The sequence below is a fragment of the Serratia sp. NCCP-200 genome, assembly GCF_059697885.1.
In genome coordinates, this window is record NZ_BAAKUJ010000010.1 from 165,844 (window position 1) to 177,285 (window position 11,442).

The window sequence follows — 11,442 nt, forward strand, 5'->3', positions numbered from 1 at the left end:
CTGTGCGCCTGATTATCGCTTTATTGCTCAGCCTGCTACTGATCCAGCCGGCTCTCGCCGCCGCGATCCCCAACGAGTCCCAGTTACGGCAAGAACTGAAGCTGGCCGAGGGCAATAAAAACGCGCCTAATCAGGCGGAAACGGTTGAGGCGCTGCAAAGCGCCATCAACTGGCTCACCGAACGTAAAGAGTCGCAGAACAATTCCCAGCAGTATCAGCGGGTGATCGACGATTTCCCGAAGATGACGCAGGAACTGCGCCGCCAGCTCACCCTTGAAGAAACCAAAATCCTGCCCAACGGCGAAAATCTTCCCGCCAGCGATCTGGAACAGTTAATCCTGCAAACCAGCAGCCAACTGCTGGAACAGGCCCGCCTGTTGCAACAGGAGCAGGACCGGACACGCGAGATCAGCGACTCTCTCAGCCAACTGCCACAGCAACAAACCGAAGCTCGGCGCGCATTAACGGAAGTTCAGCGCCGCCTACAGGCTCAGGGCAATAACCAAACCACGCCATTGGCACTGGCACAGCTTGCTCTGTTACAAGCAGAAGCGGCGGCACGTAAAGCGAAAGTGGATGAGCTGGATCTGGCTCAACTCTCGGCCAATAACCGCCAGGAACTGGCGCGGATGCGTGCCGATGTCTACAAAACGCGGCATGAAAAAATTGATGTCCAGTTACAGGCGCTGCGTAACAACCTCAACAGCCAACGCCAACGTGAAGCGGAACGGGCGCTGGAAAAAACCGAGCAATTGGCCGAACAGAATGGCGATTTACCCGCCAGCCTGCGCAAGCAGCTGCAAATCAACCGTGAACTTTCTGCTGCGCTGAACGATCAGGCGCAACAGATGGATCTGATCTCTTCCCAACAGCGCCAGGCCGCCGCACAAACGCTGCAGGTACGCCAGGCATTGAGCACCATCATTGAGCAGTCCCAATGGTTGAGCGCCTCTACTGCACTGGGGGAAACCCTGCGCGCCCAGGTCGCCATCTTGCCTGAAATGCCAAAACCCCGGCAGTTGGACAGCGCCATGGCCGATCTGCGTGTTCAACGCCTGAATTTTGAAAACCAGCTGGAAAGCCTGCCTCAGCGAGCCAAAGAGCTTAAACAAGACGACGGTAGCCCCCTGACCAGCGCCCAGCAGCGTATCGTCGATGCCCAGCTACGCACCCAGCGTGAGCTACTGAATTCGCTGCTTTCCGGCTGCGATACCCAGATCCTTGAGCTGACCAAGCTGAAGGTGGCCAACACCCAGTTGGTCGATGCGCTGAACGAAATTCAGGATGCAGCGCACCGTTACCTGTTCTGGGTACCAGACGTCAGCCCCATCACCCTGTCGTATCCGCTCAATGTGGCACAGGATCTGACCCGTGTACTGTCACTGGATACCCTGACGCAGCTCAGCGGCGCTTTCGTGATGATGGTCACTAGCCGGGAAACCTTGATCCCGCTGTTTGGTGCGGTGCTGTTGGTGATTTTCAGCATCAGTTCGCGCAAGCATTACCATGCGTTCCTGGCACGGGCCAGCAGTAGAGTAGGCAAGGTCACGCAAGATGAATTCCTGCTGACGCTGCGTACCGTATTTTGGTCAATCCTGGTGGCCTTGCCGCTGCCGGTCTTGTGGGCAGCGCTGGGCTTCGGCTTGCAGAATGCCTGGCCGTATCCGGTTGCTGTCGCAATTGGTGAGGGCGTCACCGCCACGCTGCCAGTGTTGTGGATCTGTATGATCAGCGCCGCCTTCGCCCATCCGCAGGGGTTGTTCATCGTGCATTTCGGCTGGCCGGTGAAGCAGGTTTCCCGCGCCATGCGTTATTACCAGATGTCGATCTGGCTGATCGTGCCGTTGATTATGGCGCTGATCACCTTCGACAATCTCAACGATCGCGAATTCGCCAATACCCTTGGCCGCCTGTGCTTCATTCTGCTCTGTCTGGCGCTGGCTCTGGTCACCAACAGCTTGAAGCGGGCCGGTATTCCACTGTATCTGGATAACAAAGGCTCCGGCGAAAACCTGATTAACACCGCGTTGTGGGGGCTGTTGCTTTCCGCACCGCTAATTGCTGCGCTGGCTTCCACCGTCGGCTATCTGACCACCGCACAGAAGCTGCTGGCACGCCTGGAGACCTCGGTTGCCATCTGGTTCCTGCTGTTGGTGATTTACCACATTATCCGCCGCTGGATGCTGATCCAACGGCGTCGCATCGCCTTTGATCGTGCCAAGCAACGCCGTGCCGATATCCTGGCGCAGCGTGCCAAAGGCGAAGAAGAATCCACACATACCCCTAACAGCATCGAAGGTGCGATTGAGGTAGATGAAACGGAAATCGATCTGGATGCCATCAGCGCCCAGTCGCTGAGGTTGGTGCGTTCGATCCTGACGATGGTGGCACTGGTCTCGGTGATCGTCCTGTGGTCAGAGATCCACTCGGCCTTCGGCTTCCTGGAAAATATCAAGCTCTGGGATGTCAATTCCACGGTGAATGGCATCGATATCGCTCAGCCGATCACCTTGGGGGCACTGCTGATCGCCATCCTGGTGCTGATCGTCACCATGCAACTGGTGCGTAACCTGCCAGCGTTGCTCGAGTTGGCGGTGTTGCAGCACCTGGATCTGACGCCTGGCACCGGCTACGCCATTACCACCATCACCAAGTATCTGTTGCTGCTGTTCGGGGCGATCCTCAGCTTTTCCTGGATCGGTATCGAGTGGTCGAAACTGCAATGGGTGGTCACCGCGCTCAGCGTGGGCTTGGGCTTTGGTATGCAGGAGATCTTCTCCAACTTTATTTCAGGCCTGATCATTCTGTTTGAAAAGCCGATCCGCATCGGCGATACGGTGACAATCCGTAACCTGACGGGCACGGTTACCAAGATCAATACCCGTGCCACTACCATTTCAGACTGGGACCGCAAAGAGATTATCGTGCCTAACAAGGCCTTTATCACCGAGCAGTTTATCAACTGGTCGCTGTCCGACACGCTGACCCGTGTGGTGTTGACCGTACCGGCACCGGCAGAGGCGAATACGGAAGAGGTGACCAAGATCCTGATCAACTCAGCCGAACGTTGCTCACTGGTGCTGGATAACCCAACACCGGAAGCCTATCTGGTCGATCTGCAACAGGGTATTCAGATCTTCGAACTGCGTATCTACGCCGCCGAAATGGGCCACCGCATGCCGTTACGCCATGAGATCCACCAGTTGATCCTGGCGGGTTACCGTGAACACGGCATCACGCTGCCATACCCACCGTTCCAGGTTCGCACCGAGACGCTGTCGCGCATGACCAGTAATGGCCGCACACCGCCTTCAACTCCACCGCGCAACACGCGCCGCGAGTCGGGCGGGCTATAAAAGCAAAAAGGGTTCGGCAAGCCGAACCCTTTTTCATTGAGGCAAAAACGTTATGCCCGGCTGACCGGAAACGCGATCACTTCGCTCAGGCTTTCGGCTCCCAACGCCAACATCACCAAACGATCGACGCCCAATGCCACGCCCGCACACTCCGGCATACCATGCTTCAGGGCATCCAGCAGGTTGTTATCAATCGGGTGCTCCGGCAAGCCACGCGCCACGCGTTTACGATTGTCCTGCGTAAAGCGCTGGCGCTGCTCATCGCCGTCAGTCAACTCGCGGAAACCATTCGCCAACTCAAGACCTTTGAAATAGACCTCGAACCGCTCTGCGACACGGTGATCTTCGGTGCTGATTTCTGCCAACGAGGCCTGTGAGGCCGGGAAGTGGTAAACGAATGCCGGTTTATCACGGCCGATATGGGGTTCGACGCCCACGGTAAACAGCAGTTGCAGCAGGGTATCGCGGTCTTCTTCCGTATCGGCAATGTTGCTCAGATCGAGCTTGGCCGCAGCCTCACGCAGCTGTGCCTTCTCCGCCGACAGCGGATCGAGATCCAGATGGCGCAGGAACGCCTGCTGATAGGACAGGGTTTCGGCGCTGTCGCAATCCAGTACCTGTTGCAGCAGATCGTCCACCTCGTTCATCAGGCGGTACATATCATAGTGCGGGCGATACCATTCCAGCATGGTGAATTCAGGGTTGTGATGCCGCCCCGCTTCTTCATTACGGAAGCTGCGCCCCAGCTGATAGATCGGGCCGCTCCCTGCCGCCAGCAGGCGCTTCATGTGGTATTCCGGGCTGGTCATCATGTACAGCGTCAGGCCATCTGCCGCGCCCGGGCCGACGAAACGCGTCTGGAACGGGACCAGGTGGATGTCGGTGACTGTCGCCTGGCTCATCGCCGGGGTCTCCACCTCCAATACGCCACGATCGGCAAAGAAACGCCGGATCTCAGCCAGTATCGCTGCGCGCTTCAACAAATTGGCGATGGGTGCACTTGGCTGCCAGCTTGCCGTTTCGCTCATGGTAATTACTCCGAAATCAAACAGGGGGTGCAGTCTACTCGCATCCTCTCAAGCAAACAAATTCTTGGCTATTGTGTGCGCTGGTCTACATTAAAATCATAAAAAACATATAAGCCATATAAACCACCGACAATCGCGCTAATCAAAGACAAAGGCGAGGCAACACCTTATTTTTGCAGGAATGCCTCTTGCGTAACGGTTAAAAGGCAAAACAATCGATCACATCAAATTTCTACTACTTAACTTTAGGTATAGTGATAACCCTATATTCGGTAGCGGTAATCTATCCTTAGTGTTTAGTTTAAAAAGTCACTGAATTTAGCTTAGCACCCGAAGCACCTTTATAAATATTAAGCATAGATTAATTAAATTGTCGTTTTAACGAGAACATTGGAGGAGTGCAGTGCAAACCTTTAACGCCGACCTAGCCATCATTGGTGCCGGGGGAGCTGGTTTACGGGCCGCTATAGCCGCCGCGGAAGCCAATCCCCAACTGAAAATCGCGCTGATATCTAAAGTATACCCAATGCGTAGCCACACGGTAGCCGCCGAAGGGGGCTCCGCCGCAGTCACTCAGGATCACGACAGCTACGACTATCACTTCCAGGACACCGTAGCCGGTGGCGACTGGCTGTGTGAGCAGGACGTGGTCGACCACTTTGTTCACAGCTGCCCACGTGAAATGGCCCAGTTGGAGCAATGGGGTTGCCCGTGGAGCCGTAAGCCAGACGGTTCGGTCAACGTGCGCCGCTTTGGTGGCATGAAGATTGAACGTACCTGGTTTGCCGCCGATAAAACCGGCTTCCACATGCTGCACACTCTGTTCCAGACTTCGCTGAAGTACCCACAAATCCAACGTTTCGACGAGCACTTCGTGCTGGACGTACTGGTGGATGATGGCCAGGCGCGCGGCGTGGTTGCCATGAACATGATGGAAGGCACCCGCGTGCAGATCCGTGCCAACGCGGTCATCATGGCCACCGGCGGTGCGGGCCGTGTTTATCGCTATAACACCAACGGCGGCATCGTCACCGGCGACGGTATGGGGATGGCGTTCCACCACGGCGTGCCACTGCGCGATATGGAGTTTGTGCAATATCACCCAACCGGCCTGCCAGGTTCAGGCATCCTGATGACCGAAGGCTGCCGCGGTGAAGGCGGTATTCTGGTTAACAAAGACGGCTACCGCTACCTGCAAGACTACGGTATGGGCCCGGAAACCCCGCTGGGTGAGCCAAGAAACAAATATATGGAGCTGGGCCCGCGTGACAAAGTGTCGCAGGCTTTCTGGCATGAATGGCGTGCTGGCCGCACCATCGCCACCCCGCGCGGCGACGTGGTCTATCTGGATCTGCGCCACCTGGGCGAGAAGAAACTGCTGGAGCGTCTGCCGTTCATCTGTGAACTGTCGAAAGCCTACGTGGGTGTCGACCCCGTTAAGGATCCAATCCCGGTCCGTCCAACCGCGCACTACACCATGGGCGGTATCGAAACCGATCAAAACTGTGAAACCCGCATCAAAGGCCTGTTCGCCGTCGGCGAATGTTCCTCGGTTGGCCTGCACGGCGCGAACCGCCTGGGTTCCAACTCGCTGGCTGAGCTGGTGGTGTTTGGGCGTGTGGCAGGTGAACACGCAGCCCGCCGCGCGCTGGAAAGTGGTCCGGCCAACGGCAGCGCTTTGGAAGCACAAGGCCGCGACGTGGAAACCCGCCTCAGCAATCTGATGAAGCAAGAAGGTAGCGAGAACTGGTCGAAGATCCGCGATGAAATGGGCCTGTCGATGGAAGAAGGCTGTGGTATCTACCGTACGCCGGAGCTGATGCAGAAAACCATCGATAAGCTGGCGGAGCTGAAAGAGCGCTTCAAGCGCGTCAAAATTACCGACAACTCCAGCGTGTTCAACACCGATCTGCTGTACACCATCGAGCTGGGCTATGGCCTGGACGTTGCCGAATGTATGGCGCACTCGGCCTTCAACCGTAAAGAATCGCGCGGCGCACACCAGCGTCTCGACGAAGGTTGCACCGAGCGTGACGACGTGAACTTCCTGAAACATACGCTGGCGTTCCATAACCCGAACGGTGCACCACGCCTGGAGTACAGCGACGTGAAAATTACCAAACTGCCACCGGCCCAGCGTGTTTATGGCGCCGCAGCCGAAGCGCAGGACAAAGAGAGAAAGGATAAGGAGCAGGCGAATGGCTGAGCTGAAAACCCTGAAAATCGAGGTCATGCGCTATAACCCGGAACGCGACGCCGAGCCGCATTTCGAGACCTTCAGCGTACCTTACGATGAGCAGACTTCGCTGCTGGACGCACTGGGCTATATCAAAGATAACCTGGCGCCAGACCTGTCCTACCGCTGGTCGTGCCGTATGGCCATCTGTGGCTCTTGCGGCATGATGGTCAACCGTGTGCCTAAGCTGGCCTGTAAAACCTTCCTGCGTGAATATACCGATGGCATGAAGGTTGAGGCGTTGGGCAACTTCCCGATCGAGCGCGATCTGGTGGTGGATATGACCCACTTTATCGAGAGCCTGGAAGCGATTAAGCCTTACATCATCGGCAACGATCGCAAGCCGGAAGATGGCCCGAACGTGCAGACCCCGGCGCAAATGGCGAAGTATCACCAGTTCTCCGGCTGCATCAACTGTGGCCTGTGCTATGCCGCTTGCCCACAGTTCGGCCTGAATCCGGAATTCATCGGCCCGGCAGCGATTACGCTGGCGCACCGTTATAACCTGGATAACCGCGACCACGGCAAGAAACAGCGTATGCCGCTGCTTAACGGCCAGAACGGTGTCTGGTCCTGTACGTTTGTTGGCTACTGCTCTGAAGTCTGTCCAAAACACGTCGACCCGGCCGCTGCGATCCAGCAGGGCAAGGTAGAGAGTGCCAAAGACTTCATGATCGCAATGCTGAAACCGCAATAAGGGAGGGGAGACAGCAATGACAACACAACGTAAGCCCTATGTGCGTACCATGACGCCAACCTGGTGGCAAAAGCTGGGTTTCTATCGTTTCTACATGCTGCGTGAAGGCACTTCGGTGCTGGCGGTGTGGTTCAGCATCGTGCTGATCTACGGCGTCTTTGCCCTGAAGGGTGGCCCTGAAAGCTGGGCCGGGTTTGTCGGCTTCCTGCAAAACCCGCTGGTGCTGCTGATTAACATCATCGCCCTGCTGGCCGCCGCACTGCATACTAAAACCTGGTTCGATCTGGCACCGAAAGCCGCCAACATCGTCGTCAACAGCGAGAAAATGGGGCCGGAGCCAATCGTTAAGGCGCTGTGGGCAGTGACGATCGTCGTCACCGTGATCATTCTCGCCGTAGCGTTACTGTAATCCGGAGGAAACATGATAAATCAATCACCTAAACGCTCTGACGAGCCGGTTTTCTGGGGATTATTTGGCGCTGGCGGTATGTGGGGAGCGATCGTTGCTCCGGCTATCGTGCTGCTGGTCGGCATCCTATTGCCACTCGGCCTGTTCCCCGGTGAAGCTCTAGGTTATGAGCGCGTCCTGGCGTTTTGCCAAAGCTGGATCGGCCGCCTGTTCCTGCTGCTAATGATCATTTTGCCATTATGGTGCGGGCTACACCGTATCCACCATGCCATGCACGATCTGAAAATCCACGTGCCTGCAGGTAAATGGGTGTTCTACGGCCTGGCTGCAATCCTGAGCGTCGTTACCCTGATCGGGGTCGTCACGCTGTAAGACCTCTGGCGGCCAACTCCCGTTGGCCGCCTATTCCGCTACTCCCACTCTTTCGACTACACTGTTTATCTGTAACTGAAAAACAGGAGTCACTCATGCGTTTTTGGTCAAAGCTTTGCGTCATTTTATCCGCCCTCGCTTCCGTTGCCTGTAGCGTGACACCCCCGAAGAACGTCAAGGTCATAGATAACTTCGATAGCAAACGCTATCTGGGCACCTGGTATGAAATCGCGCGTCTGGATCATCGCTTTGAACGAGGTCTGGAGCAGGTTACGGCCAATTACAGCCCGCGCACAGACGGCGGTCTGAAGGTGATTAACCGGGGTTTCGATAGCAAAAAACAGCAGTGGCAGGAGAGCGAAGGCAAGGCGTACTTTATCGGTTCGCCGCAGACGGCCTCGCTGAAAGTCTCATTCTTCGGCCCTTTCTATGGCGGCTATAACGTCATCGAACTCGATCCGGAGTACCGCTATGCGCTGGTTAGTGGCCCAAACCGCGACTATCTGTGGATATTGTCGCGCACGCCGACGTTGGAAGCCGCCACGCGCGACAGACTGGTGCAGATTGCCAAGGGCTACGGCTTTGATACCGAAGCGTTAATCTGGGTCAATCAGCAGCCCACTCATTGACTGCTGAATTTTAGCCCCAGGATGCCAGCCACGATCAGGCACAGGCTGAGAATACGCATGATGTTGGTCGACTCACCGAGCAGCACCATGCCCATTACCGCCGCGCCCACCGCCCCAATCCCGGTCCACACGGCGTAAGCCGTGCCCGCAGGCAACGTTTTCATGGCGTGCGCCAGCAACACCATGCTCACCACCATCGCAGCGACGGTAATCAAACTGGGGGTCAAACGGGTAAAACCGTGGGTATATTTCAGGCCAATAGCCCAGACGACCTCTAACAGGCCCGCAAAAAGCAAAATGATCCATGCCATGACACTGGCTCCAGAACTTATGGGGTCGTCCCCAAACAACAGAAGCGCAGGCGGGTCGTCCCACTTGGCTGATTGAAGACGTGGATTATAGCAAACAAGAGAATTAAATGGGTATTCCACGGAAGGGAAAATCAAGCGCTGCCGTGGAATACCGTTGAACCCAAAGGAATTTACTGTGCGCTACGCTGGATCGCCTGACCACCAGCTTCAACATCTTTGCCCACACCTTCGGTAGTATTACAGCCCACCAGCGATGACAGGATCAACAAGGAAAAAATGGCGAAAATAGTTTTCTTCAGCATAAGATTACCCTTATTCGTTATTAGAGAAAAAGTGTAGCTCTCTAAGCGTAGTAAAAATCAGGAGGGTTGCCGGAATAAACGGATTTTTCTGCATTATCCGATTAATGGCGCTAATCGGTATCAGCTGGCACTGCGGGAAATCGCGCCGCCTAGGTGTTGAACGTCTTCACCAAAACCACGGAAGGTATTACAGCCGCTGAGGGACATCAGCAACAACAGAGAGACCACGGCCAACAGCGTTTTCTTCATCATGCGGTTCTGCCAACGTGTGACGGGAAGGGATAACACAGAGGAACCACGGGGGTTCCTCTGTGTTGATACTTATTTAACGCGGGAGACGTATTCGCCAGAGCGGGTGTCAACCTTGATCACTTCGCCAATCTGCACGAACAATGGCACTTTAACTACGGCGCCGGTGCTCAGGGTAGCTGGCTTGCCGCCGGTACCTGCGGTGTCGCCTTTCAGGCCTGGATCGGTATCAGTGATTTCTGCTTCGATAAAGTTCGGTGGCAGAACAGCGATAGGACGGCCATCCCACAGGGTGACGATACATTCCGCGTTGTCCTGCAGCCATTTCGCTACGTCAGAAACGGTTTTCTCTTCAACCTGATGCTGTTCAAAAGTCTCAGGGTGCATGAAGTGGTAGAACTCACCGTCGTTGTACAGGTAGTTCATGTTGGTATCTACCACATCCGCGCCTTCGCAAGAGTCGGTAGACTTAAAGGTTTTCTCAACGCGGGTGCCGGTCAGCAGGCGACGCATTTTTACACGCGCAAAAGCCTGGCCTTTACCTGGTTTGACGAACTCGCTGGATTCAACAGCGTAAGGTTCGCCTTCGAACATGATTTTAAGACCCGGACGGAAATCGTTGCTAGAATAAGTCGCCATGATGGCCCTCTGAAAATTTAAACTGGTAGCTTAGCCAAAAAAATGGCACACATTATAACCCAAAACACGGCGCATAGAGAAGATTGGTTGCATCAACTCGCCGATGTTATTACCGACCCAGATGAATTACTGCAGCTTCTGTCACTAAATACGCACCCGGAACTGCCACAGGGGCGCGATGCACGCCGCCTGTTTGCGCTACGCGTGCCGCGAGCCTTTGCCGCGCGTATGCAACCCGGTGATGCCAATGACCCGCTGCTGCGCCAGGTACTCACCGCCAGCGCAGAATTCATCGATGCCCCAGGCTTCACCACCGATCCGCTGGATGAACAGCGCAGCGTGGTGCCGGGGTTGCTGCACAAGTATCGCAACCGTGCCCTGCTGTTGGTAAAAGGCGGCTGTGCGGTTAACTGCCGCTACTGTTTCCGCCGTCATTTCCCCTATCAGGAGAACCAGGGCAACAAGGCAAACTGGCTTCAAGCGTTGGAGTATATCCGTCAACACCTGGAACTGGATGAAATTATTTTCTCCGGGGGCGATCCGCTGATGGCCAAAGACCATGAACTGGATTGGCTGATCGGGGAACTGGAGGCCATCCCACACCTCAAACGCCTGCGTATTCATACCCGCTTGCCTGTGGTGATCCCTGCCCGCATCACCGCCACGCTATGCCAACGCTTCTCGGCATCGCGCCTGCAGGTGCTGATGGTCACCCATATCAATCATGCCAACGAGATTGACTCGCCGCTGCGCGCCAGTATGGCACAGTTGCGTAGCGCAGGAGTGACGCTGCTGAACCAGAGCGTGCTGCTACGGGGGATCAATGATAACGCGGATACGTTGGCAACGCTGAGTAACGCCCTGTTTGATGCGGGGATCCTGCCCTACTATCTCCACGTGTTGGATAAGGTGCAGGGCGCGGCCCACTTTATGGTCAGCGACGACGAGGCTCGTGCGATCGTGAAAAGTTTGCTGAGCAAGGTTTCCGGCTACCTGGTACCCCGCCTGACCCGTGAAGTCGGCGGCGAACCCAGCAAAACGCCGTTGGATCTGCGCCTCACGCAAAGCTAAGTGGCCTACATGAATGCAAAAAGAGGAATGCCTAGGCATTCCTCTCAGATTGATGACAAAGTCCTGGTCGTGAGGCCAGGACTTTGATCTAATAAGGTCAGTGCAAAAAACGGACTGACTGCCATGCTCAAAGAACCTTCTCC

General features: G+C 55.7%; 12 protein-coding genes. 7 read left to right on the top strand and 5 right to left on the bottom strand.

Annotated elements, in window-relative coordinates; all coding sequences use genetic code 11:
- Positions 1 to 2: 2 nt before the first annotated feature.
- Complete coding sequence (mscM, locus tag AC6HVW_RS24190; RefSeq protein WP_071682926.1) at positions 3 to 3,356, top strand: miniconductance mechanosensitive channel MscM; 3,354 nt, start codon at positions 3 to 5, stop codon at positions 3,354 to 3,356.
- Positions 3,357 to 3,406: 50 nt separating this feature from the next.
- On the opposite strand, the gene epmA is transcribed toward mscM, so the two are convergent.
- Positions 3,407 to 4,384 (bottom strand): elongation factor P--(R)-beta-lysine ligase, encoded by a 978-nt coding sequence (epmA, locus tag AC6HVW_RS24195; protein WP_021807574.1) that lies wholly within the window; start codon positions 4,382 to 4,384, stop codon positions 3,407 to 3,409.
- A gap of 403 nt (positions 4,385 to 4,787) precedes the next feature.
- Between epmA and frdA the strand changes: the two genes are divergently transcribed.
- The 5 genes from frdA (at position 4,788) to blc (ending at position 8,727) form a co-directional block, all read left to right on the top strand.
- A complete protein-coding gene (gene frdA / locus AC6HVW_RS24200) occupies positions 4,788 to 6,590 on the top strand; it encodes a fumarate reductase (quinol) flavoprotein subunit (protein ID WP_021807575.1) in 1,803 nt (600 codons plus the stop codon).
- On the top strand, positions 6,583 to 7,317 hold the full coding sequence (locus AC6HVW_RS24205; protein ID WP_021182105.1) for a succinate dehydrogenase/fumarate reductase iron-sulfur subunit: 735 nt from the start codon (positions 6,583 to 6,585) through the stop codon (positions 7,315 to 7,317). The genes frdA and AC6HVW_RS24205 overlap by 8 nt, the downstream gene beginning before the upstream one ends.
- 16 nt (positions 7,318 to 7,333) lie before the next feature.
- Positions 7,334 to 7,726 (top strand): fumarate reductase subunit FrdC, encoded by a 393-nt coding sequence (gene frdC, locus AC6HVW_RS24210; protein ID WP_021182104.1) that lies wholly within the window; start codon positions 7,334 to 7,336, stop codon positions 7,724 to 7,726.
- 12 nt (positions 7,727 to 7,738) lie between these two features.
- Positions 7,739 to 8,098 carry a fumarate reductase subunit FrdD gene (gene frdD / locus AC6HVW_RS24215; protein ID WP_021182103.1) on the top strand — a complete coding sequence of 120 codons (360 nt, stop codon included), beginning with the start codon at positions 7,739 to 7,741 and terminating at the stop codon, positions 8,096 to 8,098.
- A 95-nt stretch (positions 8,099 to 8,193) separates the two neighbouring features.
- Positions 8,194 to 8,727: an outer membrane lipoprotein Blc gene (gene blc, locus AC6HVW_RS24220; protein ID WP_071682927.1), complete on the top strand. Its 534-nt coding sequence runs from the start codon at positions 8,194 to 8,196 to the stop codon at positions 8,725 to 8,727.
- Here the strand turns inward: blc and sugE are convergent.
- The 4 genes from sugE to efp all read right to left on the bottom strand — a co-directional run bounded on the left by sugE (position 8,721) and on the right by efp (position 10,228).
- A complete protein-coding gene (gene sugE, locus AC6HVW_RS24225) occupies positions 8,721 to 9,038 on the bottom strand; it encodes a quaternary ammonium compound efflux SMR transporter SugE (RefSeq protein WP_021182101.1) in 318 nt (105 codons plus the stop codon). The two genes, blc and sugE, sit on opposite strands and share 7 nt — an antisense overlap.
- Before the next feature lie 170 nt (positions 9,039 to 9,208).
- The gene (locus AC6HVW_RS24230; protein ID WP_021807577.1) at positions 9,209 to 9,340 is read right to left on the bottom strand and encodes an entericidin A/B family lipoprotein; all 132 of its coding nucleotides are present in this window, start codon (positions 9,338 to 9,340) and stop codon (positions 9,209 to 9,211) included.
- Between the two features lie 120 nt (positions 9,341 to 9,460).
- Positions 9,461 to 9,592, bottom strand: a complete 132-nt coding sequence (locus AC6HVW_RS24235) for an entericidin A/B family lipoprotein (RefSeq protein ID WP_021807578.1) — start codon at positions 9,590 to 9,592, stop codon at positions 9,461 to 9,463.
- 69 nt (positions 9,593 to 9,661) lie between these two features.
- The gene (gene efp / locus AC6HVW_RS24240) at positions 9,662 to 10,228 is read right to left on the bottom strand and encodes an elongation factor P (RefSeq protein ID WP_024484772.1); all 567 of its coding nucleotides are present in this window, start codon (positions 10,226 to 10,228) and stop codon (positions 9,662 to 9,664) included.
- 42 nt (positions 10,229 to 10,270) lie between these two features.
- Here efp and epmB point away from each other — a divergent pair, with 42 nt between their 5' ends.
- Entirely contained in the window at positions 10,271 to 11,299 is a 1,029-nt protein-coding gene (gene epmB / locus AC6HVW_RS24245) for an EF-P beta-lysylation protein EpmB (RefSeq protein ID WP_186486529.1), read from the top strand.
- Positions 11,300 to 11,442 lie beyond the last annotated feature (143 nt).

Bases quoted from the DNA above. Each gene is read 5' to 3' on its own strand.
- frdC (WP_021182104.1), top strand. From the start codon at position 7,334: ATGACAACACAACGTAAGCCCTATGTGCGTACCATGACGCCAACCTGG.
- blc (WP_071682927.1), top strand. From the start codon at position 8,194: ATGCGTTTTTGGTCAAAGCTTTGCGTCATTTTATCCGCCCTCGCTTCC.
- AC6HVW_RS24230 (WP_021807577.1), bottom strand. From the start codon at position 9,340: ATGCTGAAGAAAACTATTTTCGCCATTTTTTCCTTGTTGATCCTGTCA.
- sugE (WP_021182101.1), bottom strand. From the start codon at position 9,038: ATGGCATGGATCATTTTGCTTTTTGCGGGCCTGTTAGAGGTCGTCTGG.
- epmB (WP_186486529.1), top strand. From the start codon at position 10,271: ATGGCACACATTATAACCCAAAACACGGCGCATAGAGAAGATTGGTTG.
- AC6HVW_RS24235 (WP_021807578.1), bottom strand. From the start codon at position 9,592: ATGATGAAGAAAACGCTGTTGGCCGTGGTCTCTCTGTTGTTGCTGATG.
- AC6HVW_RS24205 (WP_021182105.1), top strand. From the start codon at position 6,583: ATGGCTGAGCTGAAAACCCTGAAAATCGAGGTCATGCGCTATAACCCG.
- epmA (WP_021807574.1), bottom strand. From the start codon at position 4,384: ATGAGCGAAACGGCAAGCTGGCAGCCAAGTGCACCCATCGCCAATTTG.
- efp (WP_024484772.1), bottom strand. From the start codon at position 10,228: ATGGCGACTTATTCTAGCAACGATTTCCGTCCGGGTCTTAAAATCATG.
- frdD (WP_021182103.1), top strand. From the start codon at position 7,739: ATGATAAATCAATCACCTAAACGCTCTGACGAGCCGGTTTTCTGGGGA.